The sequence below is a fragment of the Nocardia sp. NPDC056611 genome (assembly GCF_042792755.1).
In the GTDB taxonomy this organism is placed as follows: domain Bacteria; phylum Actinomycetota; class Actinomycetes; order Mycobacteriales; family Mycobacteriaceae; genus Nocardia.
The window spans coordinates 334289-358937 of the sequence record NZ_JBHTVV010000004.1; the positions used below are offsets into that span (position 1 = coordinate 334289).

Annotated in this window: 22 protein-coding genes; 14 read left to right on the forward strand and 8 right to left on the reverse strand. The window is 68.4% G+C overall.

Features of this window, described 5'->3' with window-relative positions; genetic code table 11:
* Positions 1-21: 21 nt before the first annotated feature.
* Entirely contained in the window at positions 22-2463 is a 2442-nt protein-coding gene (locus ACFRAQ_RS22920; protein WP_379102779.1) for a YbhN family protein, read from the forward strand.
* Between the two features lie 56 nt (positions 2464-2519).
* On the opposite strand, the gene fadD5 is transcribed toward ACFRAQ_RS22920, so the two are convergent.
* Positions 2520-4085, reverse strand: a complete 1566-nt coding sequence (gene fadD5 / locus ACFRAQ_RS22925; protein ID WP_379102782.1) for a fatty-acid--CoA ligase FadD5 — start codon at positions 4083-4085, stop codon at positions 2520-2522.
* A gap of 283 nt (positions 4086-4368) precedes the next feature.
* Here fadD5 and ACFRAQ_RS22930 point away from each other — a divergent pair, with 283 nt between their 5' ends.
* The 5 genes from ACFRAQ_RS22930 (at position 4369) to ACFRAQ_RS22950 (ending at position 10523) form a co-directional block, all read left to right on the forward strand.
* A complete protein-coding gene (locus tag ACFRAQ_RS22930; protein WP_379102784.1) occupies positions 4369-5343 on the forward strand; it encodes an NAD(P)H-dependent flavin oxidoreductase in 975 nt (324 codons plus the stop codon).
* 157 nt (positions 5344-5500) lie between these two features.
* Positions 5501-5668 (forward strand): type II toxin-antitoxin system VapB family antitoxin, encoded by a 168-nt coding sequence (locus tag ACFRAQ_RS22935; RefSeq protein WP_357098794.1) that lies wholly within the window; start codon positions 5501-5503, stop codon positions 5666-5668.
* 184 nt (positions 5669-5852) lie between these two features.
* Positions 5853-8927, forward strand: a complete 3075-nt coding sequence (locus tag ACFRAQ_RS22940; RefSeq protein ID WP_379102787.1) for an acyltransferase domain-containing protein — start codon at positions 5853-5855, stop codon at positions 8925-8927.
* Positions 8928-8962: 35 nt separating this feature from the next.
* Positions 8963-9352, forward strand: a complete 390-nt coding sequence (locus ACFRAQ_RS22945) for a hypothetical protein (protein ID WP_379102790.1) — start codon at positions 8963-8965, stop codon at positions 9350-9352.
* 7 nt (positions 9353-9359) lie between these two features.
* Complete coding sequence (locus ACFRAQ_RS22950) at positions 9360-10523, forward strand: cation:proton antiporter (protein WP_379102792.1); 1164 nt, start codon at positions 9360-9362, stop codon at positions 10521-10523.
* 9 nt (positions 10524-10532) lie between these two features.
* On the opposite strand, the gene ACFRAQ_RS22955 is transcribed toward ACFRAQ_RS22950, so the two are convergent.
* The 3 genes from ACFRAQ_RS22955 to ACFRAQ_RS22965 all read right to left on the reverse strand — a co-directional run bounded on the left by ACFRAQ_RS22955 (position 10533) and on the right by ACFRAQ_RS22965 (position 12096).
* A complete protein-coding gene (locus ACFRAQ_RS22955; RefSeq protein ID WP_379102794.1) occupies positions 10533-10928 on the reverse strand; it encodes an RNA-binding S4 domain-containing protein in 396 nt (131 codons plus the stop codon).
* A 17-nt stretch (positions 10929-10945) separates the two neighbouring features.
* Complete coding sequence (locus ACFRAQ_RS22960) at positions 10946-11620, reverse strand: C40 family peptidase (RefSeq protein WP_379102796.1); 675 nt, start codon at positions 11618-11620, stop codon at positions 10946-10948.
* A 221-nt stretch (positions 11621-11841) separates the two neighbouring features.
* Positions 11842-12096, reverse strand: coding sequence for a hypothetical protein (locus ACFRAQ_RS22965; RefSeq protein WP_357098812.1), 255 nt, complete (start codon positions 12094-12096; stop codon positions 11842-11844).
* Positions 12097-12252: 156 nt separating this feature from the next.
* Here ACFRAQ_RS22965 and ACFRAQ_RS22970 point away from each other — a divergent pair, with 156 nt between their 5' ends.
* Positions 12253-13437 (forward strand): AAA family ATPase, encoded by a 1185-nt coding sequence (locus ACFRAQ_RS22970; RefSeq protein ID WP_379102799.1) that lies wholly within the window; start codon positions 12253-12255, stop codon positions 13435-13437.
* Positions 13438-13527: 90 nt separating this feature from the next.
* Positions 13528-15483 (forward strand): acyl-CoA dehydrogenase family protein, encoded by a 1956-nt coding sequence (locus ACFRAQ_RS22975; RefSeq protein ID WP_379102802.1) that lies wholly within the window; start codon positions 13528-13530, stop codon positions 15481-15483.
* A 71-nt stretch (positions 15484-15554) separates the two neighbouring features.
* On the opposite strand, the gene ACFRAQ_RS22980 is transcribed toward ACFRAQ_RS22975, so the two are convergent.
* Entirely contained in the window at positions 15555-15983 is a 429-nt protein-coding gene (locus ACFRAQ_RS22980) for a hypothetical protein (protein WP_379102804.1), read from the reverse strand.
* Positions 15984-16212: 229 nt separating this feature from the next.
* On the opposite strand from ACFRAQ_RS22980, the gene ACFRAQ_RS22985 reads away from it, so the two are divergent.
* Positions 16213-17199 carry an alpha/beta fold hydrolase gene (locus ACFRAQ_RS22985; protein ID WP_379102806.1) on the forward strand — a complete coding sequence of 329 codons (987 nt, stop codon included), beginning with the start codon at positions 16213-16215 and terminating at the stop codon, positions 17197-17199.
* A 182-nt stretch (positions 17200-17381) separates the two neighbouring features.
* Complete coding sequence (locus tag ACFRAQ_RS22990) at positions 17382-17669, forward strand: hypothetical protein (RefSeq protein ID WP_357098825.1); 288 nt, start codon at positions 17382-17384, stop codon at positions 17667-17669.
* A 145-nt stretch (positions 17670-17814) separates the two neighbouring features.
* On the opposite strand, the gene ACFRAQ_RS22995 is transcribed toward ACFRAQ_RS22990, so the two are convergent.
* Complete coding sequence (locus tag ACFRAQ_RS22995; RefSeq protein WP_379102809.1) at positions 17815-19152, reverse strand: acetyl-CoA acetyltransferase; 1338 nt, start codon at positions 19150-19152, stop codon at positions 17815-17817.
* 336 nt (positions 19153-19488) lie between these two features.
* Between ACFRAQ_RS22995 and ACFRAQ_RS23000 the strand changes: the two genes are divergently transcribed.
* The 4 genes from ACFRAQ_RS23000 (at position 19489) to ACFRAQ_RS23015 (ending at position 23382) form a co-directional block, all read left to right on the forward strand.
* Positions 19489-20319, forward strand: coding sequence for a hypothetical protein (locus ACFRAQ_RS23000; RefSeq protein ID WP_357274726.1), 831 nt, complete (start codon positions 19489-19491; stop codon positions 20317-20319).
* Between the two features lie 40 nt (positions 20320-20359).
* Complete coding sequence (locus tag ACFRAQ_RS23005) at positions 20360-22288, forward strand: fumarate reductase/succinate dehydrogenase flavoprotein subunit (protein WP_379102812.1); 1929 nt, start codon at positions 20360-20362, stop codon at positions 22286-22288.
* A gap of 2 nt (positions 22289-22290) precedes the next feature.
* Complete coding sequence (locus ACFRAQ_RS23010; protein WP_379102815.1) at positions 22291-23037, forward strand: succinate dehydrogenase/fumarate reductase iron-sulfur subunit; 747 nt, start codon at positions 22291-22293, stop codon at positions 23035-23037.
* Between the two features lie 147 nt (positions 23038-23184).
* Positions 23185-23382 carry a hypothetical protein gene (locus ACFRAQ_RS23015; RefSeq protein WP_357098833.1) on the forward strand — a complete coding sequence of 66 codons (198 nt, stop codon included), beginning with the start codon at positions 23185-23187 and terminating at the stop codon, positions 23380-23382.
* Between the two features lie 99 nt (positions 23383-23481).
* On the opposite strand, the gene ACFRAQ_RS23020 is transcribed toward ACFRAQ_RS23015, so the two are convergent.
* Together ACFRAQ_RS23020 and ACFRAQ_RS23025 are read right to left on the reverse strand one after the other, a co-directional pair.
* A complete protein-coding gene (locus ACFRAQ_RS23020; protein WP_379102819.1) occupies positions 23482-23685 on the reverse strand; it encodes a DUF397 domain-containing protein in 204 nt (67 codons plus the stop codon).
* Complete coding sequence (locus ACFRAQ_RS23025; RefSeq protein ID WP_379102822.1) at positions 23682-24569, reverse strand: helix-turn-helix domain-containing protein; 888 nt, start codon at positions 24567-24569, stop codon at positions 23682-23684. Before ACFRAQ_RS23025 ends, ACFRAQ_RS23020 begins: the two co-directional genes overlap by 4 nt.
* Positions 24570-24649: the final 80 nt, after the last annotated feature.

Here is a 24649-nt window from a genome sequence, read left to right on the forward strand (position 1 = left end):
ATCCGAAAGCGCGAATAGGACATGCGAGTCGACGGGCGGGAGATTCCCGTCTCCGGCAGCCTGCTGCAGCCGCGGATCCGCCGGACCAGTGACATTCTGCGCGTCGTGCTGTCCGCGCTGTCGGTGGCCGTGGTCATCGCGGGATCGCTGATCAGCAGGCCGCAGTGGGAGGCGCTGGAACGGTCGGTATCCAAGATCGTGGGGTTCCTGACCCCGGAACAGTCCAACCTGGTCTACATCGTCTACGGCATCGCCGTCCTGGTGCTGCCCTTCGCCATCCTGGTGCGGCTGGTGCTGCGCCGGCAGTGGAAGCTGCTGGCGGGCTTCACCTCCGCGGGCCTGATCGCGCTGGCGCTGTTCTCCATCACCGGCAGCGGCTTCTCCGCGCCCCGCTGGCATCTGTCCGAGGCCGGGCAGGTCAACACCTTCCTGTCGCAGTTCCTCGACGATCCGCGCTGGATCGCCATGCTGGCCGCGACGCTCACCGTGGCCAGCCCATGGCTGCCCGCCCGGGCCCGGCGCTGGTGGTGGACGCTGCTGCTGGCGTTCGTGCCGATCCACCTGTTCGTCTCGCTGGTGGTGCCCGCCCGCGCGGCCCTGGGCCTGGTGGTGGGCTGGCTGGTGGGCGCGGTGATCGTGCTGGTGGTCGGCACCCCCGCGCTGGAGGTGCCGCTGGCCGCCGCGGTGCGGGTGCTGGCCCAGCGCGGCTTCCGGGTCACCGCGTTCACGGTGCTGCGCCCGGCTGCCCGTGGGCCGCTGGTGCTTTCGGCGTCGACGACGCCGCAGCCCGAGCTGAGCGCCTCGCCCAACGGCCCGTCCGGCGAGGCCGAGTCCGGCGAATCCCATTCGCCGGACGATGAATTGATCATCGAACTGTACGGCGCGAACCAGCGCAGCCGCGGCATGCTGCAACAGTTGCGGCGCTGGCTGACCATTCGCAGCGGCGAGTATCCGGCCCCGTTCGCGTCCATGCGGCGCGCGGTCGAGCACAAGGCGCTGATGGGTTTCGCCATCGCGGATCTGGGGCTGGCCAGCTACAAACCGCTCACCGTCGCTGCGCTGGACCGCGGCTGGACGCTGTACGCGCACACCGTGCCCCAGGGCCGTCCGCTCGCGGCCGCCGACGGGGAACCGGCGCTGACCCGGGTGTGGCAGGCGCTGCACCGCATGCACCAGGCCCAGATGTCGCACGGTGATCTGCGCACCGACGAGATCCGCATCCTCGACGACGCCGTGTTGTTCGGCGGCTTCGTGCAATCGGAATTCGGCGCCTACCAGGTGCGTTTCGACTCCGACGTGGCCCAGCTGCTGCTCGGCTCGTCGGCGTTGTTCGGCACCGGCCCGGCGGTGCGGACCGCGCTCGAGGTGCTGGACAAGCAGGCCGTGCTCGACGCCTCGGCGCGACTCACCAAGACCGCCATGCCCACGCACGTCCGCGGGGCGGTGCCCGACGCGGGCGAGCTGATGACGTCGATCCGCGAGGAAGTGGCCGCGCAGACCGGGCAGGACAAGATCGAGGCCGCGCAGATCAACCGCTTCTCGCGCAACCAGATCATCCAGCTGGTCCTGCTGATCGGCCTGGTGTACGTGGCGTACCCCTACATCAGCGCGGTGCCGACCTTCGCCTCCGAACTGGGCAGCCTGAACTGGTGGTGGGCGCTGCTCGGATTGACCGTGTCCGCGCTGACCTACGTGGGCGCGGCGATGGCGTTGTGGGCGTGCGCCTCCGAGGCGGTGAAGTTCCGCAATCTGCTGCTCATGCAGATCGCCAACACCTTCGCCGCGACCACCACCCCGGCCGGTGTCGGCGGTCTGGCGTTGAGCGTGCGCTTCCTGCAGAAGGGCGGGCTCGGCGCGGTACGGGCCACCGCGGCGGTCGCATTGCAGCAGACCGTCCAGGTGGTGACCCACGTGCTGCTGCTGCTGATCTTCGGCGCGCTGGCCGGAACCTCCACCGACCTCTCGCATTTCGTGCCCAGCGCCACCGTGCTGTACCTCGTGGCCGGCGCCCTGCTGGGCCTGCTGGGCGTGACCATGTTCGTCCCCAAGGTGCGCAAGTGGCTGCTCAACGAGGTGCGTCCGCAGCTGGCGGATGTGGTCGCCCAGCTGAAGGACTTGGCGCGGCGTCCGGGGCGGCTGGCCATGATCGTGGGCGGCTGCGCCACCACCACCCTCGGCATGGCGCTGGCGCTGTGGGCCAGTATCGAAGCCTTCGGCGGCAGTACGACTTTCGTGACCGTCACCATCGTCACCATGATCGGCGGCACGCTGGCCTCGGCCGCGCCGACGCCCGGCGGTGTGGGTGCGGTGGAGGCCGCGCTCATCGGTGGTCTGGCCGCGTTCGGAGTGTCGGCGGGGATCGCGGTCCCCGCCGTGCTCCTCTACCGCGTGCTGACCTGCTGGCTGCCGGTGTTCTGCGGCTGGCCGATCATGCGCTGGCTCACCGCGAAGGACATGATTTGACACTCGCGCCCGGTGCGGGAGCAACGGGCGGGGGAGGCTAGAGCGCAGCGGTCGGGTCAGGCCGAATACTGGTCGCGCAGTGCGACCTTCACGACTTTGCCGCTGGCATTGCGGGGCAGCTCGGGCACCACCACCAGATGCTTGGGGTGCTTGTAGCGGGCCAGGGACTCGTTCAGGAACGGCTCCAGCTCCTCGAGGGTCAGCTCGTCGATGCCCGCGGCCAGCGCGACCACCGCCACCGGCACCTCGCCCCACTTCTCGTGGGCGCGGCCGACCACGGCGGCCTCGTGGATCTTGGGGTGCGAGAAGAGCACGTTCTCGACCTCGGCGCAGTAGATGTTCTCGCCGCCGGAGATGATCATGTCCTTCTTGCGGTCCACCACGTAGACGAAGCCCTCCTCGTCGCGGCGCACCAGATCACCGGAGTGGAACCAGCCGCCGTGGAAGGCCTCCGCGGTGGCCTCGGGCTTGTTCCAGTAGCGCTGCATGAGAGTCGGTCCGCGGTAGACGATCTCGCCGATCTCACCCGGCGCGACATCGTTCATCTCGTCGTCGACGACCCGGACCTGCAGGGTCGGGATGGGCAGGCCGACCGAGCCGAGCTTGCGCAGCGCGTCCTTGCCCTCGAGCACACAGGTGATGGGCGACAGCTCGGTCTGGCCGAAGACCGCCACGTTGAAGGCGTCCGGGAAGCAGTCGGCCATGGCCCGCAGCACCGTGTCCGAGGCGGGGGCCGCACCCCACGACAGCGCCCGCAGGGCCAGCTTGCGCTGCTTGACGGTGGGCTCCTCACAGATGAGCTGCCACTGCGCCGGGACGCAGAACGCGGTGGTGGCCTGCTCGGCCTCGATGGCGTCGAGGAATTCGGTGGCGTCGAACGCGCCCAGCGGGTGCAGCACGGTGGTGCCGCCGAGCATGAAATACGGGGCGAGACTGCCCAATCCGGCGATGTGGAACAGCGGCGAGGTGCAGAAGCCGATGGAATCGGGGCTGATCTCCAGGGCCCGGATACAGGTCAGCGCCTGCGCGTTCATGTTCGCGTGGGTGAGCACCGCGCCCTTGGGGCTGCCGGTGGTGCCCGAGGTGTACATGATCAGGCAGGGCGTGTCCTCCGGAATGTCCAGCGGCGCATGGGGTTCACCCGGCTCGGCGAGCAGCTCGTCGTAGCCGAGCACGCCCTCGCCGGTCCGCCCGTTGATCACGACCACGGTGGACAGCTCCACGGCCTGCCCCGCCACGCCCACCGCGAGCGGCTGCAGCACGGAATCGGTGACGATCGCCTTCGCGCCGGAGTCGGCCACGATGTAGGCGACCTCGGGCGGGGTGAGCCGGAAGTTCACCGGCACCGCGATGGCGCCGAGGGCGTTGATGCCCATGACCGCCTCGATGTACTCGGTGTAGTTCAGCGCCAGGATGAGCACGCGATCGCCGAACCCGACCCCTCGACGGGACAGCGCGTCGGCGAACTTCTCCGACCGCTCGTGCAGCTGCTTCCAGGTGGTCTCCGCGCCCTTGAACCTGAAGGCCACGTGGCCGGGCCGCATGGCCGCGTGCGTGGCGATCTGGTTCACCCAGTGGTTGCGAACCGATCGAATCGGCTCGTCTAGCGGCTGGAAGGTCATGCGGTGTCCTTTCACGCTGATCGACCGTGAGAATACCGCTTAACTTTCTGACGTGACAAGGGTTACAGAGAAGGATTAATCGATACGTTCTCACCCAGTCATCCAGCAGTTCAGAGGCCATATTCAGGCGTGTACCACCGTGTTGCCCACAGGTACCCATACACAGACCCACAGGTGACGGCACTGTGTATATGCAAACTCTGACTCACATCAGGGTTGTCGCCCCATATGCAACTATGCGAGTATCGGGGCAGTTGCGAGAGGCAGGGAGAGGACAGCGCCCATGGCACTGAAGACCAGATTCACCGAGACCTTCGGGGTGGAGCACCCGATCGTGCAGGGCGGCATGATGTGGGTCGGCCGCGCCGAGCTCGCCGCGGCCGTCTCCGAGGCGGGCGGCCTCGGCATCATCACCGCGCTGACCCAGCCCACCCCCGACGACCTGCGCCGCGAGATCGACCGCGCGCGGGAGCTGACCGACAAGCCCTTCGGCGTGAACGTCACTATCCTGCCGTCGATCAACCCGCCGCCGTACCAGGAGTACGTGCAGGCCATCATCGAGTCCGGCGTGAAGATCGTGGAGACCGCCGGGTCCAACCCCGAGCCGTTCCTGCCGTACTACAAGGAAGCCGGAATCAAGGTGCTGCACAAGTGCACCAGCGTCCGGCACGCGCTCAAGGCCCAGAAGATCGGCGTCGACGGCGTGTCCATCGACGGCTTCGAATGCGCCGGCCACCCCGGCGAGGACGACGTGCCCGGTCTGATCCTGATCCCGGCCGCCACCAAGGCGCTCGACATCCCGGTCATCGCCTCCGGCGGTATCGCCGACGCCCGCGGCCTGGTCGCGGCGCTGGCGCTGGGCGCGGACGGCGTGAACATGGGCACCCGCTTCATGTGCACCCAGGAGTCGGCCATCCACCAGACGGTCAAGGAGCAGATCGTCGCCAACTCCGAGCGGGCCACCCAGCTCATCTTCCGCACCATGCACAACACCGCGCGGGTGGCGGACAACGAGATCAGTCGCAAGGTCGTCGAGATCGAGAAGGCGGGCGGCAAGTTCGAGGACGTCCGGGACCTGGTCGCGGGCGCCCGCGGTCGCCGGGTGTTCGAGGAGGGCGACCTGGACGCCGGCATCTGGTCGGCCGGTCAGGTGCAGGGCCTCATCGACGACATCCCGACCTGCGGCGAGCTGGTGTCGCGCATGGTCACCGAGGCCGAGGCGCTGATCGGGCAGCGGCTGGCGGGCATGCTCGGCTGATCCCTTCGGGATGATTCCGGCGAAAGTCGGTACGTCCCAGACAATTACGACAAGAGCCCTTGGCACCCGTGCCGAGGGCTCTCGTCATTCGGGGTATCCCAGGACGCTGGATCCGTCATGCTTTTCAGTAACGACGGATGCGGCGGAGGTGCCTGAAATGGCAATCACTCGAATCTATCTCGACGACGACGCGCTGCGCCGGACCATGGCCATCTCCGGTGTGTACACCGAACAGGACGCGGTGAACCTAGCACTGCGGTTCTTCAGTACCCACGCCACGGCCGAGGATTTCGACCAGCCCTTTCACTCTCGCACCGCCTCGTAATCCCAGGCGGCGGTGAGCCTCGCGGCGGTCGCGGGGCCGTGCCTGCACGAAAGGTCTTCAGACCGCGAGGAAATCTTGGCAGAATCGCCGGAGTACCTCGACGGCCGACAGCGCGCGGACACGGGAGGGCATTCCTGTGCACCACAGTACGAGAGCGACCACCGATCCCACCCCGGCGACGAGGGTGGCGATCGTCGGTGTCGGTTGCCGGGCCACCGGCACCGACTTCGACCACGCGTGGTTCGGGCTGGACCGGCTCGCCGCCGTCGGCCTGACCCCGCGCCAGCGCACCACCCTCGAGGCGGCCGTCGAAGCCCTCGACGACTCCGGATTGGGTTGCCTGGCAACGGGTTCCCAGGCGGCGGTCGTGTTCGGCGCGATCGGCGGCACCAATACGGCACACCACCTGTCGCGTGCGCTCGACCTGCGCGGGCCCAGTCTGACCGTGGACAGCCAGCGGGCCTCACCGCTGGTGGCGGTGGACATGGGCGTCCGGCTGCTGGCCGACGAATCCGTGCCGTTCGTCCTCGCCGGGGGCGTGGATCTCACACTGCTCCCGGATATCTCGGACCTGCGCCTGCCGCTGCCGCGGGGCGCGGGGCACGAGGGCGGCGACCGCGCGGGCGGTGGCGCCGGGGTGTGCACCGTCCTGGTGCTGCAACGCACCGGCGACGCGTTGCGCACCCGGACCCGCCGGTACGCCGAAATCGGCGGCCCCGGAATCGGTTTCCGCGAGGCGCGCGGTGTGGACGCGCATATCGCCCTGGACGATCCACGCCGGGGCGGATCGTCCGACTCCGGCCGCGGTGAGGAACCGCCCGTTCTCATCCCGGTCTCCGGATCCGACGCCGTCACCATCCACCACCTGGCCCTGCGCTGGGCCGTCGCGCTCGGTTCGTACCGATCTCTGCGCGAATTCGCCGCCGCCACGGCCAGACTCGTGCCCGAACCGGCCCGCGCCGCCGTCATCGCGCGGGACGGCATCGAAGCCGCCGCCCAGTTGCGCGCGCTCGCCCGCCGGATCGAGGCGAGCACCGCGACGGATCGCGCACGGGCACCGCTGGCGACGCCCGGCACCGGCTCCGTGACAGCCGCTCCCTTCGTGACGGTGTCCGGGCCCGATGTCTTCACCCCGGTCCGCGAACGTGCGGACGGCGGCGTACTTCTCCTGTTCCCCGGGACGGGAGACCATCCGCGCATGGGACGCGCCCTCGCCGCGCGCTACCCGGTCTTCGCCGCGGCCCTCACCAGGGCTGTCGACGCGGTCGTCGCGGTGGGCGGCCCGCGAGTATGGACGCCGCGCTATGGATTCGGGCGGAACGGGCATGTCCCGGTGGCGACCTCGGCAAACCAGCACCCGGCGTCGGACCATTCACCGCCGTCCACGGCCACCGCCGCGTCGAGTCACGGCGCTGACGGAGCAGACGCTGCGGAGCTCGACGAGACACACTGCGCGGGTGACCTTCCCGATAGCCGGACCGGCAGTGGCATCCACGGCGACCTCCGAAACTCCGGTAGCCACGACGGGGGAGTCACGGGCATCCCGGATGGCCGCGATGGGATCGTTTCCCGGCAGATTTCGCTGTTCGTCTTCCAGTACGCGCTGACGGCATTGCTGGAGTCGTGGGGGATTCACGCGGACGGCGTCGCCGGGCACGGTGCGGGCGAGGTCGCGGCGGCGGTCGGGTGCGGCGCGTTGTCGCTCGAGGACGGGGCGCGCGTCGCGGTGGAGCGAGCGCGGTTGGTGGCCCGGGCCGGTGGCGGCGGGGCCGCGGCGGTGCTGGAGGCGACCCCCGCCGAGGTGAATCAGCTGGTCACGCCGATGAGCGCGGAGGTCGCGGTGGCCGCCGTGGACGGCCTGGCGATCACCGTGTCCGGTGAGCCACGGTATGTCGACGCGCTGGTCCGGCGAGCCCATCGGCGCGCCATCTTCGCACAGCGGGTACCCGCCGGATCGGATCACGAACCGCCACACCTGCCGATGGTCCGCGGCCGCGCCCACGAATTGCGCGGCGAACTCGCTGATCTCACACCCCGGCAGCCGTGGTGGCCACTCTATTCGGCCACCCGCCGCGGCACCGTGCTGCGCCCCGAAAGCCCGGATGGCTCGGCCCACGACAACGACACTCCAGCCCTCCGCACCAGCCCGACACATACAGACCCGCGCACCATCCGGACGAGCACAGACCCGCGCACCATCCGGACGAGCGCGAACCCGCGCACCATCCCGACAAGCGCGAACCCGCGCACCATCCCGACAAGCGCGAACCCGCGCACCATCCCGACAAGCGCGAACCCGCGCACCATCCCGACACGTACTGACCCGAATGCTGGCCAGGCGCCCGCTATCCCGAGCACTGGCCTACCGGGTGACCCGATGGGCGTCGGCCCGTCCGCCGCGCCCGACCCGGCCAGCGCGCTCCGCATGGACGGCGAGTACTGGGCCGAGAACGTCTCGCACGCGGTCGAGCTCGCGGCGGCGTTGGACGGTGTTGTCGCGGACGGCTTTTCGACCGTGCTCGAGGTCGGTCCCACCTCGGTGCTCACCGCCGCGGTGCGGGAGCGGATCGCGCTGCGGGACGGGGTGTGGCCCGTGCTGGCGGCGGATGACGAGGCGGGGAGTCTGTTGCGGACGATCGCGCGGCTGTATCTGGAAGGGCGGACCGTGGATTGGACCGCGCTGGGTCCGCACACGACCGCACCCCCGCAACGGCAGTGGCGGCGACCGGATTCCGGTGATTCGGGCAGTTGGCCGCGGCCCGGGTTCGCCGCGGACGGACATCCGCCCGGTCCGGTGTTCCCTGAGGTGGAGATCCGTCCCGAGGGGACGTACGTGGTGGCGGGCGGGCTGGGGCCGCAGGGCGAGGCCGCGGTGCGGTGGCTGCTGGCGGCCGGCGCGCGGGACGTGGTGGTGTTGACTCGCACACCGCGGCCGCTGCCCGCCCGATTGACCGGCATGGAGGATCGGATCGTCATGATGCGGTGTGACTGCGCCGATCGCGCCGACCTCGCGACGGCCCTGCAGGACATTCGCGAATGCGGGTCGGCGGTGCGGGGTGTGGTGCACGCGTCCGGTGCGACGCGGCTGGTGGCGGCGACCAATCTGCTGGAGCTGACCGCGGCCGATCCCACGGATTTCACCGTGCTGCTGACCTCGGCGCCCGGCGCGGGCGGGCCGGAGGCGGTGCGGGAACTCGCGGACGCGCAGGCGGATCGGCGGGTCATCTGCGTGGAGTGGGAGGTCGGGCCCGCAGCCTGAACGAGGATCGGCGCCGGCTGAGGCATGATGACTGGATGACGGATCCCGAGATCACGGTCAAGTGGAAGAAGGAGCCGGACGAGCACGATTACCCGGCCGCCGCGGACTACCTCGAGATGCTGGCGGAGCCGGACGTCATCGAGCAGGTCGTCCAGTCGCTGCGCGACGCGGAGGTGACCCACAAGAAGGCCAAGGACCTGTTGCGGGCGTCGCACCTGAAGATCCTGCCGAGCTACAACCCCTACGTGCGGCGTGACCTGGCCAAGATCACGGCCGGGAAGGCGCTGTCGCCGATCCTGGTGGTGCGCGGCGACTTCCGTCAGGGCGTGCCCATGCAGATCGTCGACGGCTACCACCGGGTGTGCGCCATCTATTACACCGACGAGAACATCGCGATCCCGGTGAAGATCGCCCCGCTGCCGTGAGCTCGGCGTGAACTTCCAGACCCTCACCCTGATCACCGTGCTCGGACTGGCCGGGCCCTGGCTGGCCTGGCGGCAGTCCTGGCATCTGCCGGTGATCCTGGGCGAACTGCTGGCCGGAATCGTCTTCGGCACCACCGGCTTCGGCCTGCTGCACCCGGCCGACCCGACCTTCACCTTCCTGGCCGACGTCGGCTTCGCGGTGGTCATGTTCGTAGCGGGCACCCACGTGCCGGTGCGCGACGCGGCGATCCGCTCGGCGCTCGGGCGCGGCGCGGTGCGCGCCGTGGCGGTGGGCGTGCTGGCCGTGATCGCGGGACAGGGCATCGCGGTCTGGTTCGACACCGGGCACGGGCTGCTCTACGCGGTGCTCATCGCCTCGTCGTCGGCGGCCATCGTGCTGCCGATCATCGATTCCCAGGGCCTGGGCGGAAAGCCGGTCCTGGAGTTGACCGCTCAGGTCGCCCTCGCCGACGCGGCCGCGGTGGTCGCGTTGCCGCTGGTGATCGATACGCGCAATGCGGGCCGGGCCGCCATCGGCGCGCTACTGGTCGCGGCGGCCGCGCTGATCGTCTACGTCTTCCTGCGCCGGCTCGAGGAATCCGGTATCCGGCACCGGCTGCACACGGTGTCCGAGGATCGGAAGTTCGCTCTCGAATTGCGGGTCAGCCTGGCGCTGCTGTTCGCCCTCGGCGCGCTGGCCACCCGCAGCCACGTGTCGATCATGTTGGCGGGCTTCGCCCTCGGTCTGGCGGTGGCGGCGGTCGGCGAACCGCGCCGGGTGGCCAGGCAGCTGTTCGCCCTGAGCGACGGATTCCTCGCGCCCTTGTTCTTCGTCTGGCTGGGTGCGCGACTGAACCTGCGCGAGTTCGGCGACCATCCGTACCTGATCCTGCTCGGCCTGGCCCTCGGGGCGGGCGCGGTGCTGGCCCACGCGCTCATGCGGGTACTGGGTCAGCCGGTTCCGCTGGGCGCCATCGCCTCGGCGCAGATCGGGGTCCCGGTCGCGGCGGTCACGGTGGGCACCCAACTGCATGCGCTGAAACCGGGCGAACCGGCCGCCCTCATGCTGGGCGCGCTGGTGACCATTGCCGCGGCCGCGTGGGGAGCCCGGTCGGCCGCGGCGACGCAATCGGGGAATCCGGCTCCGGCGCAGGGCGATAAGAAGTCCTGAGCGTCCCGATCAGTCGGATTCGCGACCGAGGAGTTTGTCGGTGTCGCGGCGCTCCCGCTTGGTGGGGCGTCCCGCACCGCGATCCCGGCGCGGCATCAGCGCGGTCAGTTGCGGATCGGGCGGGGGCGGGCTCTTGTCGATCATGCACTGCACGGCTACGGCCGCGCCCACCCGTTTGGTGATGAGCTGCTCGACGATGACGATGCGTTCGGTCCCATTGACGCGCACCCGGATCTCGTCACCGGGTTTCAGCGAGTGCGCGGGTTTCACCGGCACGCCGTTCACCCGGACATGCCCGGATCGGCAGGCCGCGGCGGCCGCCGATCGGGTCTTGAAAATGCGGACGGCCCAGGTCCAAGAATCAACTCGGGCCTGGGCCGTAGTGCTCAGTGGAGCAGGGGTCACGCTCTAAAGATTACGTGTCACGCGTTGACGACGCGGCGGGCGGTGACCACCTGGCTGGCGTGCAGCGGGGTGTAGGAGACCGGGGTGCCGGACTGCACGGCGTTCAGCAGCTTGCCGTCACCGGCGTAGATGCCGACGTGGCCGCCGCCGTTGGTGATGACGATGTCGCCGGGCTGCAGGTCGTCGAAGGCGACCGGGGCACCGACATTGGACTGCTCGAAGCTGGTGCGGGGCAGCTCGATTCCGGCCTGCTTGTAGGCCCACTGGACCAGGCCGGAGCAGTCGAAGCTGTAGGGACCGGTCGCACCCCAGGAGTACTGGGCGCCGACCTTGGTCTCGGCCGCGTGCAGGGCGATGTCACCCACGGAGCTCGGCTTGTTGAAGATGGTCGGCAGTTGGAACTGCGGAGCGGGCGCGACCGCCGGAGCGCCGACCTGGGCGCCGCCGCCCAGAGCGCCGGGGGTCTGCAGCGCCGTCGCGGCGTCCTTGACCGTCTGGTTGAACTGCTGCACCTGGGGCGTGAATTCGTCCGGCACATCGAAGTTTCCGATGCCGGGGATCTCGACGGTGGCGGCCGTGGCGGTGATCGCCGGGAAGACACCAGTAGTCGTCGCCGCCATCGCACCCATGACGATGGCACCCTTCACGGAAGCCGGAAGCTTCGATTCCTGCTGCAAGCTGTGCTTACCCACTGAGACGCATCTCCGATCGTGCTGCTTGTAACTTCGCGGGCTGCCTCTCCGATGAAGCAACAGACTCCGCTAAGTCACGAGAAGATTACGACTCGGTCGCCCGGTTGTCCACCCGACACGGGCGGCATGTCCGATGTTTCCGAAAACGTCCCGCTAAGCGGTCAATTCGGTGTAAAGAGCCACGGATCACGAGACGATATAGGTGATCGTTCCGGCCGTTATCAACCCTTCGCCTGGGCGCCCCGCTCCAGTTCGGCGATCCGCCGGCGCGCGTCGGCGAGGTCGACTTCCAACTGGCCCAGGGCCATCACCAGCGGTCCCACCGCGAGGTCGGCCACCAGCTGCGGATCGTCGTACCCGCGCTCGATGGCGACCAGGATGTTGTTGCGGATGCGCGCGGCGACCACCGCCTCGGCGGGGACGTTCCAGGACTCGACCACCTCCGCGACGGTGGGGGGTACGACTTCTTCCGACATGAACCCTCCTGCCCTGGATCCCAACGAATCAGGCATAAGGGTAGAGACCCCGGGCGACACCGCGGGCACATGTGCCGCATGCCGGTCGATAGCTGCGTCTAGGGCCCGCCGTAGATACCCGGATAATCGGTGATTCCCGCGCTACGGTTGGGCCGCATGGACCCCGTCAAGAATCCGTACGCACCCGGCGCGGGGCAGCGGCCACCGGAACTCGCGGGCCGGGACCGGCAGCTCGCGGCCTTCGACATCGTGCTGGAACGGGTGGCGAAGGGCAGGCCGGAGCGCAGCGTCATGCTCACCGGACTGCGCGGGGTCGGAAAGACGGTGCTGCTCAACCAGCTTCGCTCCGCCGCCCGCACCCGCGGGTGGGGCACCGGCAAGCTGGAGGCGCGGCCGGATCAGGAACTGCGGCGGCCGCTGGCCTCGGCGCTGCACATGGCGGTGCGTTCCCTGGCCGTGGGACACCGCAATCCGGAGCAGGTGGACGATTTCCTGGGGATTCTCAAGGCTTTCGCGCTGCGTTCCACCGCCGACAAGGGCATGCGGGACCGCTGGAACCCGGGCATCGACGTGCCCGCGGTGACCGGGCGCGCCGACTCCGGCGACATCGAGATCGACCTCGTCGAGCTGCTCGTGGAGGCGGCGGCGCTGGTGCGCGATCACGGCATCGGGATCGCGGTGTTCATCGACGAGATGCAGGATCTCGGGGCCGCCGACATCTCCGCCATCTGCGGGGCCTGCCACGAATTGAGCCAGGACGCCGCGCCTTTGATCGTGGTCGGGGCGGGGCTGCCGCACCTGCCCGCGGTGCTGACCGCGTCCAAGAGCTACTCCGAGCGGTTGTTCTCCTATCACCGGATCGATCGGCTGGATCGGGAGTCGGCGGATCAGGCGTTGATCGCGCCCGCCGAGCGGGAGAGCGTGGAGTACTCGGCGGAGGCGCTGGACGCGCTCTACAAGAAAGCCGACGGGTATCCGTATTTCGTGCAGGCGTACGGCAAGGCGGCGTGGGACGCGGCGGCGCGGAGTCCGATCTCGGCCGAAGACGTGGCGGTGGCGTCACCCGCCGCCGAAGAAGAATTGGCGGTCGGTTTCTTCGGTTCCCGCTACGAACGCGCAACGCCCGCCGAGCGCGAGTACATGCGCGCCATGGCCGATCTGTCCGGAGACGACGGACCGGTCGCGACCTCGGCGGTCGCCAACGAATTGGGACGAAAACCCGCATCTCTGTCCCCGGCCCGGGACGGGCTGATCAAGAAGGGACTCATCTATTCGGCCGAGCGCGGCACCATCGGTTTCACGGTTCCGCATTTCGGCCGCTATCTCCGTGGTGTGCAATAGGAATGGCTGAACGGTAGATCTACCCCTACCGGTGGGTAACAAAGGCTCCTACACTCGAATGTGATTCTCATCACGGTCGAGGAGGACATCATGGCGACTGTCGCCAAAGTCGACGCCACCGAAGAACAAGCCCGGGCACTCGTCGAGGAATCCCGCGAAACCACTTGGGCCAAGCCATCCTTCGCCAAGGAGATGTTCCTCGGCCGATTCCGGCTCGACCTCATCCATCCCTTCCCCCGCCCCAGCGCCGCCGACGAGGCCCGGATCGAGGCCTACCTGACCCGGCTGCGCGCGTTCTGCGAGACCATCGACGGCCTCCGCATCGAGGCCGAGGGCCGCATCCCCGACGAGTACGTGCGCGGGCTGGCCGAGCTCGGCTGCTTCGGGCTCAAGATTCCCGCGGAGTACGGCGGGGTCGGCCTCTCGCAGGTCGGCTACAACCGCGCGCTCATGCTGGTCGGCTCCGCGCACGCCAGCCTCGGCGTGCTGCTGTCGGCGCACCAGTCCATCGGCGTGCCGGAACCGCTGAAGCTGGCCGGCACCCCGGAACAGAAACGCGAGTTCCTGCCGCGCTGCGCCAAGGGCGCGGTCAGCGCGTTCCTGCTCACCGAACCCGATGTCGGCTCCGATCCGGCGCGCATGGCCTCCACCGCCACCCCCACCGCCGACGGCGAGGCCTACGAACTCAACGGCGTGAAGCTGTGGACCACCAACGGCGTGGTGGCCGAACTGCTGGTGGTGATGGCGCGGGTGCCCAAGAGCGAGGGGCACCGCGGCGGCATCTCCGCGTTCATCGTGGAGGCCGACAGCCCCGGCATCACCGTGGAGCGGCGCAACGGGTTCATGGGTCTGCGCGGCATCGAGAACGGCGTCACCCGCATGCACAATGTGCGGGTCCCGAAGCGAAACCTGGTGGGGCGTGAGGGCGACGGGCTGAAGATCGCGCTCACCACCCTCAACGCCGGCCGCCTGGCGATTCCGGCCATGTGCACCGCGGCGGCCAAGTGGTCGTTGAAGATCGCGCGGGAATGGTCGGCCACCCGTGTGCAGTGGGGCCGCCCGGTCGGCGAGCACGGCGCGGTCGGCACCAAGCTGTCCTTCATCGCCGCAACGACTTTCGCGCTGGAGTCGGTGCTCGACCTGTCCGCCACCATGTGCGACGAGAACCGCAACGACATCCGCATCGAGGCCGCGCTGGCCAAACTGTGGGCTTCGGAGATGGCCTGTCAGATCGCCGACGAGCTGGTGCAGATCCGCGGCGGCCGCGGCTACGAGACCGCGGCATCGCTGCAGGCCCGCGGCGAAAGAGCGGTCGCCGCCGAGCAATTGGTGCGGGATCTGCGGATCAACCGCATCTTCGAGGGCTCCAGCGAGATCATGCGCCTGCTCATCGCCCGCGAGATGGCCGACGCCCACATGGCCGCCGCCGGCGCCCTGGTCGACCGCAATGCCGAACTCAAGGACAAGGCCAAGGCGGCGGTCGGCGCGAGCGGCTTCTACGCCAAGTGGTTCCCGCAACTGGCCGTCGGCGCGGGCACCGCCCCGGTGAGCTACGGCGAATTCGGCCCCCTCGCACGCCACATGCGCTACGTCGAACGCATGTCCCGCAAGCAGGCCCGCGCCCTCATGTACGGCATGGCCCGCTGGCAGGCCAAGCTCGAATACAAACAGGGCTTCCTCGGCCGCATCGTGGACATCGGCGCCGAACTGTTCGCCATGGCCGCCGCCTGCGTCCGCGCCCAGTCCCTGCGCGTCGCGGGCGGCCCCGACGGCGAAGCCGCCGAGGAACTGGCCGAGGTCTTCTGCCGCCAGTCCCGCCTCCGCGTCGAGCGCCTCTTCGACGCCCTCTGGTCCAACACCGACGACGCCGACACCGACCTGACCCGCGGCATCCTCGACGGCCGCTACCGGTGGATCGAAGGCGGCGCCCTGGACCCGAGCGAAGGCACCGGCCCCTGGATCGCCGAATGGCAGTTCGGCCCGTCGGTGGAGCAGAACCTGATCCGCCCGTTCCTGCCGTCCACGAAGACAGGGGCCGCGACCTAGCCGAAGGCGCTCGCGACAGAACTCGGCCGCTATCTAGCGAACTGCCTAGATAGCGGCAGATTCTCAGGTTCTCAGGACGCGGGGTGGGGCGCCAAGGCGCGGGCCCACACCTCGCGGAGGGCGATGGCGAGGAGGACGATCGGCAGGGCGGGGAGGACGGCGGAGGTGCCGTGGCCGCCGCAGCCGGTCGGGTTCACCGACCAGAGCACGATGGCGGCGACGAACGGGGTGCCGACGGTCATCAGGCCCGGGGCCAGGCGGCCGACCGCGGCCGCTTCCACCGCGGCGGCGATGATCAGGACCAGGAAGGCCACGACCGCGATCGGGCTTGCCATGCAGAAGCCGTCGGAGGGGAGGTAGTCGGCGTATCTGCGGGGCAGGTCCTCATCGCCGGTCCAGCTGACACTTGCGCTGCCCGGCCACAGGGTCGCGACGACGAAGACCCACCAGCACGTATGGCCGGTGACATGGACGAACCGGAATAATCGGTCTCGTGTCACCGGGTCAACTTTAGTCGTGGCCTATCTAGAGGTTTCTATCAATTTTGGTAGATACGAGTAGATATTCATGAGGTGCAAGTTGCCGAGGCAGGGGAAGATCCGTCGGCAGGCTGTATAGATCAGCGGAGACAGTTGGACAACTTGTGCATAACGCCTGGTGTGGGGGGTTAACGCCGGGGGCATCTATTCCGACAACCGGGCAAGAAGGCGCACTCTTCAGGAGGACGTCATGTCCACGCTCAACTCTCGCGCGGCCGATTTCGACGGCCGCCACCTCACCGTCACGGCGGATGACGGCGTGCCGCTCGCGGTTCGCGAGTTCGGCGCCACCGATGCCCCGGTCACGGTGGTGTTCGTCCACGGGCACTGTCTGCGCGCCGAATCGTGGGCGTTCATGCGCGGGCATCTGATGGAGACCTGGGGCGAGGACACCCACATGGTGTTCTACGACCATCGCGGACATGGGGATTCGGGCAATGCGGACCCCTCGACCTACACCATCGAGCAGCTGGCCAAGGATCTGGACGTGGTGCTGCGGACCGTGGTGCCGACCGGACCCGTTGTGCTGGTGGGACATTCGATGGGCGCCATGACGGTGCTGGCGTACGCGCGACTGCACCCGATGGCCATCGGCACCCGGATCGTGGGCGTCGGCCTGATCTCCAGTGCCGCCAACGGCGTGACCCGGGTGGGGCTGGGACGCCTGCTGAGCCCGCCCGCGGTGAGCTCGCTGCGCGCGGCGGTGAAGCGCGCGCCGCGGGCCATGCAGGCCTCGAAGCACCTGAGCCGCCGGATCTTCGAGCCGATCATGCGGGACGCCACCCTGGGCACCCGGAAGGTGAGCCCGCGCATGCTGGCGGTGGCGACGGCCATGCTCAACGACACCTCGCTGCTGACCATGGCCAGCTTCCTGGAGTCGCTGATCCGGTTCGACGAGTCCGCGACCCTGCACCGGCTGGGCGAGATTCCGGTGCTGGTGCTGGCCGGGTCCGCGGACATCATGATCCCGTTCGCGCATTCGGTGGTGCTGGCCTCCCAGGTCGAGGACGCCGAGCTGGTGCGCCTGGACGGGGCCGGGCACAGCGTGATCCTGGAGCGGGCCGAGGAGGTGGCCGCGGCGGTGGTCGGGCTGGTGGCGCGGGCGACCGCGGCGATGCGCGCCGGGAACCCGGATTTCGGACCGGACAGCGGGCCCGAGTTCGCCATCGCGGGGTAGCCGGAAGCCGCTCGGCGGCGGCCCGATTCGTGGATCTGAAACGTGTCAGACCCCGATTCGAGCGCTCTCGACAGGCCCTCGACCAGCGAATATTCATCGCGGACGAGACGAATCCCGCATGATCACGTACTGTGTTGTAGATCACGATGTGTGGTCTGTCACACGGGTCGAGGAGGTTTTCGATGACACGCAGCGAGATTGCGGAACTCCGCTACGCGGTGGGCCAGCTCCGCCAGTGCGTGGGCGCGCTGCGCTCGCACTACGGAGACGCGGGCACCGTCCGCCGGCTGGAAAACGATCTGGAGCGGCTCAGCATCGATGCCGACGAGTTCGAGCAGACCCCGCCCCCGGAGTCCCCGGCCGCGAAGCAGGAGACCATCTACGTCCCGGACGCCAAGCACGACGAGGCGGCCTGGATGGGCGCGCAGGACGAGGGCCTCGGCTTCCACTCCCGTCCCCGCACCAAGTAACCGAACCGTCGTTTCGAACAGCAGCTGAGCCACCTCGACAATGGCGTCGGGGCTCGGTGATTCGGCCAGCGCGTCGGGTGGGCTCAGTTGCCGCTGTAGCGCGCGCCGATGAGCCGCGCATTCGATCAGCCGCGCATTCGATCAGTCAGGGGCGGTGACGACCTCGACCGGAGCGTCGGCCGCCCGCGCCACGGAAGCGCGCGCCGCGCGGCGTCTCGGAAACCGGTGTTCGATCCGGTGATTCGAAGATCGCCGCCAGGGCGGTGTCGGGGCCCGCGGGTGTGACCGCCAGGCCGAGTCCGCCTTCCCGGCGAGCCAATTCGTGCAGCATGGTGGTGACCATGCGCAGGCCCGCGGCGCCGCCCGGCTCGCCCAGGGCGATCGACCCGCCGTGCACATTCAAGCGGCCGTCCGCGGGGTCCGCGAAACCGCCCGCGTGCTCCGCCGATCCACCGGCGTGTTCCGTCAGGCCCAGGACGCGGGCCAGTGCCAGGACCTCGACGGCGGACGATTCCTCGACCTCCAGCAAGGCCAGATCGGGCAATTCGAATCCGTTGCGCCACAGGGTCTTCGCGACCGCGCCGGTGGCGGCCGGAGCGGTGGCGTCGGCGGGCGCGGCGGCGCTCGCCCAGTCCACCAGGTAGGCCAGGGGTTCCAGGCCCAGGTCGGCGACGCGGTCCTCGGCGACCACCAGGCAGGCCGAGGCGGCCAGGCCCCGGGTGCTGCTGTTGGCGGCGGTGGTCACCCCGCCGGGGCGGAACGGGGGCAGGGCGGCGAAGGCGCGGTGCGAGACATCGTCGCGCAGGCCCTCGTCGCGGTCGACCAGCCGCACCACCTCGGAGTTCGGGTCGTCCGGTCGCGCACACACGACCGTCGGCGCGATCTCGGCCCCGAAGACGCCCTGCCGGTGCGCGCGGGCCGCGCGGCGGTGGCTGACCGCCGCGAAGTCGTCGGCGGCGGTCCGGTCCAGGCCGTGGTGGCGGGCCAGCTGTTCGGTCCGCACCGAATCCGCTTGTCCGCGTGCCGGTTCCGTGGCCCACAGCGCGATCTGCTCGTCGGTGCTGGGGCCGGCGTCCGGAGATCCGGGACGGGCGGCGGGCGTTCGGACGCTGGCCAATTGCGCGGCAAACGGCGGTGCGGCACAAGGATATTCGGCCCCCACGGCCAGCACCACGCCCGCCGCCCCGGAGCGCACCATCATGGCGGCGGTGATCAGGGCACGCAGGCCGCTGCCAGGTCCGGCGCCGACGGTGAATTCGCCGAGTTCGGGGGACAGCCCACAGCGGGGCAACGCGGAGCGGATGACGTCGGGGTCGGGTACGGCGGTGACCAGCTGTTCCACCCGGAGCGGGTCGATGCCGGACCGGCCGAGCACCGCCCCAATAACCGTGCCGACCAGACGGTTCGGCGGCACCGCGGCGAGCGCGCCGCCGGGCAGGCCCACCGGTGTGCGCAGCGGCATGACGATGGCGGCACGTCTCATCATCGGCTCCCTTCCAGCCCTCATCAGGGGGACAGGGCACCACACCCTTGTTGCTGCCGTGTGACGGCGTGTAACCGGCGAAAACAACCGTCCGGAGCTGCGTAATCACGCTGCGGCCAATCCCGGTGACAGCCCGCCGAGTTCGCACGATTGCCGTTTGTTCACTACACGAACGAAAAGCGAAAGTTCGCAGGAAATGTGGCGTAAATCACTGGATCACGAAATAGCTGATGCGAGCTCGAGTGATAGCACTCCTGTCGTAGGGTGCTCACCATCACATTCGATGCCGGAGGTAACGATGACGTTCCACGGGGTAGAGCAGCGAGGCAGGCCGCAGTGAGCGCCGCACCAGTCAAGGCTTCTGAATCGAGTACCGGGGTTTTCAGCAGGGGTCGGGCCGCCATCGCGGCACGCACGCTGCGCACCGACCGGTGGTGGTTGCCGCCGGCATTGACGGTGCTAGGACTGGGGGCGTTCGTCGTCTACGCGACCGTCAGATCCTTTGTGCGAACCGCGTATTGGGTGAACGACTTCCACTATCTGACACCGTTCTATTCGCCCTGTCTGAGCGCTTCGTGCGTCGAGGGCTCGAGCCACTTCGGCACCCCGATCGGCCACCTGCCCATGTGGATTCCGCTGGGCTTCCTGGTGCTGCCGTTCCTGTTGCTGTTCCGGCTCACCTGCTACTACTACCGCAAGGCCTACTACCGGTCGGTGTGGATGTCCCCGCCGGCCTGCGCGGTGGCCGAGCCGCACGCCAAATATTCTGGGGAGACCAAGCTTCCGCTGATCATCCAGAACGCGCACCGCTACTTCTTCTACGTCGCGGTGATCATCTCGGTGATCAACACCTATGACGCGGTGATCTCCTTCCACGCCAAGGACGGTGGCTTCGGCATCGGCCTGGGCACGGCGATCATCACCGGGAACGCCCTGCTGCTGTGGGCGTACACGCTGTCGTGCCACTCCTGCCGGCACATCGCGGGCGGGCGGCTCAAGCACTTCTCGCAGCACCCGGTGCGTTACCGCTTCTGGACCGTGGTGTCGAAGCTGAACACCCGGCACATGCAGTTGGCCTGGACCACGCTGGGCACGCTGGTCCTCACCGATTTCTACGTCATGCTGGTCGCGAGCGGAACCATCTCCGATCCTCGCCTCATCGGCTGACAGTCCTCTATTCCTCAGTCTCCCAGGAGTATTCGGTTCCATGCCTGAAGTCGAGCGGCACAAGTACGACGTCGTCGTGATCGGTGCCGGCGGTGCCGGTCTGCGTGCGGTGATCGAAGCCCGCGAACACGGGTTGTCGGTGGCGGTGGTCTGCAAGTCCCTGTTCGGCAAGGCGCACACCGTCATGGCCGAGGGCGGCTGCGCGGCCGCCATGGGCAATGCCAACGAGAAGGACAACTGGCAGGTCCATTTCAAGGACACCATGCGTGGTGGGAAGTTCCTCAACAACTGGCGCATGGCCGAACTCCATGCCCAGGAGGCCCCCGACCGGGTGTGGGAGCTGGAAACCTATGGGGCGCTGTTCGATCGAACTCCGGACGGGCGGATCAGCCAGCGCAACTTCGGCGGCCACACCTATCCGCGGCTGGCGCACGTCGGTGACCGCACCGGCCTCGAGATCATCCGCACCATGCAGCAGAAGATCGTCTCGCTGCAGCAGGAGGATTTCGCGCAGACCGGCGACTACGAGGCGCGGATCAAGATCTTCGCCGAGTGCACCATCACCGAACTGCTCAAGGACGACGACAAGATCTCCGGGGCCTTCGGCTACTGGCGGGAATCGGGCCGCTTCATCCTGTTCGAGACGCCCGCGGTGGTCATCGCCACCGGCGGTGTCGGCAAGTCCTACAAGGTGACCTCCAACTCCTGGGAGTACACCGGCGACGGCCACGCGCTCGCGCTGCGTGCCGGGGCCTCGCTGATCAATATGGAGTTCCTGCAGTTCCATCCGACCGGCATGGTCTGGCCGCCCTCGGTGAAGGGCATCCTGGTCACCGAGGGTGTGCGCGGCGACGGCGGGGTGCTCAAGAACTCCGACGGCAAGCGGTTCATGTTCGACTACATCCCGCCGGTGTTCAAGGGGCAGTACGCCGAGAGCATCGAGGAGGCGGACCAGTGGTTGAAGGACAACGACTCCGCCCGCCGCACCCCGGACCTGCTGCCCCGTGACGAGGTGGCGCGTGCCATCAACGAAGAGGTGAAGGCGGGACGCGGCACCGAGCACGGCGGTGTGTACCTCGACATCGCCTCGCGGCTGCCCGCCGACCAGATCATCAAGCGGCTGCCGTCCATGCACCACCAGTTCAAGGAGCTGGCGGACGTGGACATCACGAAGGAGCCGATGGAGGTCGGTCCGACCTGCCACTACGTCATGGGCGGCATCGAGGTCGACCCGGACACCCAGGCGGCGAAGGTGCCGGGCCTGTTCGCGGCCGGTGAGTGCGCGGGCGGCCTGCACGGATCCAACCGGCTCGGCGGCAACTCGCTGTCGGACCTGCTGGTGTTCGGCCGTCGCGCCGGATTGGGCGCGGCCACCTACGTGGAGCAGCTGGCCGCACGGCCCAAGATCTCCGACACCGATATCGCCGCGGCCGCGAAAGCGGCCGTAACGCCGTTCGATCCGCCGGACGAGGGCCGGGGGGAGAACCCCTACACCCTGCACATGGACCTGCAGCAGACCATGAACGACCTGGTCGGCATCATCCGCAAGGAACACGAGCTGAAGCAGGCCGTGGAGAAGCTGTCCGAACTGCGCGACCGCTACGACCACGTCACCGTGGAGGGGCACCGGCAGTTCAACCCGGGCTGGCACCTGGCCATCGACCTGCGCAATATGCTGCTGATCAGCGAATGCGTCGCGCAGGCGGCGTTGTTGCGCACCGAGAGCCGCGGCGGCCACACCCGCGACGACCACCCGGGCATGGATCCGGTATGGCGGAATCAGTTGCTGGTCTGCACGATCGGCGAGGACGAGGTCGGCTTCTCGGTGCCCGCGGTCACCGTCACCTCCGAGGCCCAGATCCCGATGCGCGCCGAGCTGCTGCGACTGTTCGACCTGGCCGAACTCGAAAAGTATTACAACCCCGCCGATCTCGCGGAGCTGCGGGACGACGCCGGAAAGGCGGAATAGCCATGGGTTATCAGGCGAAGTTCAAGGTGTGGCGCGGCGATACCGAGGGCGGCGGCCTGCACGACTTCAGCGTGGAGGTGAACGAGGGCGAGGTGGTGCTCGACATCATCCATCGCCTGCAGGCCACCCAGGCCCCGGATCTGGCGGTGCGCTGGAACTGCAAGGCGGGCAAGTGCGGTTCCTGCTCGGCCGAGGTGAACGGCCGGCCGCGGCTGCTGTGCATGACCCGGATGTCGACGTTCACCGAGGACGAAGTGGTGACGGTGACGCCGATGCGCACCTTCCCCGTCATTCGCGACCTGGTCACGGATGTGTCGTTCAATTATCGGAAGGCGCGCGAGGTCCCGTCGTTCACACCGCCGGTGGATCTGAAGCCGGGCGATTATCGGATGCAGCAGGCCGACGTGGAACGGTCACAGGAATTCCGCAAGTGCATCGAGTGCTTCCTGTGCCAGAACACCTGTCACGTGGTGCGTGATCACGAGGACAACAAGCACGCATTCTCCGGCCCGCGTTACCTGATGCGTATTGCGGAACTCGAAATGCATCCTCTCGATGTGGCGGATCGCCGTGATCTGGCTCAGGAGGACGCCGGGCTGGGCTACTGCAATATCACGAAGTGCTGCACCGAGGTGTGCCCCGAACACATCAAGATCACCGATAATGCGCTGATCCCGCTCAAGGAACGCGTGGTGGACCGGAAATACGATCCGATCGTCTGGCTGGGAAACAAACTGTTCCGTCGCTGACGAAATACCACAGAAAATCTGCCACCGGGGCCCCGCGCACCAGCGCGGGGCCCCGGATTCCCAGCGCTGGAAGTTGATCACGAAACGGCAGCCGTTCAGCAACGAAACCATGTTTACGCGCGTTAAAACATGGGTATCCAACTATTCGTGGACCGAGGACTGAAGAATGCACGTCCCCGGTACCGGAAATTGGGTCCTGACGACTGGGTCGAACGGCTGATCGTAGGGATGCTCTTCGCGGTATCGGCGATGGGCGTATACGTACTGACCGGCGCTTTGATGCCTTCGGTCGCGATCGGTGTGCTGGTGGCCGCCGTCGCGATCGGAGTAGTCGCGATTCTCTGAGTGTGATCGTGAACGACTGATGCCGAGGTGCGCGGGCCCTGGAGCCCGCGCACCTCGTTCAGTTCTCTCAGCGCTCGCGAATCGTCCGCCGCACGCGAATCACCTGTCGAAGCGCCCGTTTTCGAGGCCGGTGGTGAACGACGACCACTCCGCGGCGCCGAACACCAGCGCCGGCCCCTGCGGATTCTTGCTGTCCCGCACGCCGACCCGGCCCGCGGGCAGGAACGCCACTTCGACGCATTCCTTACCGGCCCCGCTGCGGCTGCTCTTGAACCAGCGGGCCCCGGAAAGCTCCACACTCATGCCGAATACTCCTTCGCCACCTGCCGCAGCAGGCTTCTGCTGTCCTGGACGTCCAACGCGCAGCGTTCCAGACCCTCCTGGGCCCGGCGATAACGCTGAACGTCGCCCTGTCTCTCGAGATACAGATCGCCGGTGAACCCCTCCACGTAGACCACCGGGGGCTCCACCGGCTGCCCCTTGCTGTCGGATCCGAACTCCAGGATCACGAACGGGCCGGTCGAAAGCCCCAGGGGGACACCGGCGGCGAAGGGCAGGATACGCAGGACGACATTGGACCGGGTACTCAATTCCGCCAAGTGCCGCACCTGCGCCGCCATCACCCTTGCACCTCCCACCAGGCGGCGCAATACCGATTCGTGCAACACCATCGCGATCGCGGCCGGGTGCATGCGCCGGGTGATCATGGCCTGGCGCTGCATGCGCAGCTGAACGCGCCGATCCACCTCGGCCGCCGTCTCTTCCGGGTATCCGAGCCGGTTCAGGGCCCTTGCGTAGTCGGAGGTCTGCAGCAGGCCCGGCACCAATTCCGATTGGTAGCAGGACAACTGCTGCGCGGATGCCTCCAACCCCACGTAGACGTCGAAGTTCTCGGGAATCAGGTCGCCGTAGGAGTGCCACCAGCTCTTGACAGCCGCCTGCTGGGCCAAACCCTTGAGTCCGTCGGCGATTTGGGCGGGTATCCCGTAGATCCGGCACAGCTCCTGGATGTCGATGGTGCGGATGCGGTCCGCGTTGCCCTTCTCCAGCCGCTGCAAGGTGCTGGCGCCCCACTCCATCAGCTTGGCGGCCTCGGCGATGGTCAATCCTGCCTGGATACGCCAGTCCCGTAGGTAGCGGCCGAGCTGGCGGCGCGGCAGGGTGGAGGACGCGGGACCTTCTGACACAACACGCTCCATTCGCGTTCGCGGGCATGGATCGGGGGACGCGAGGTTCGTCCACTATGGAGAATCGTCCTCTCCCAAGT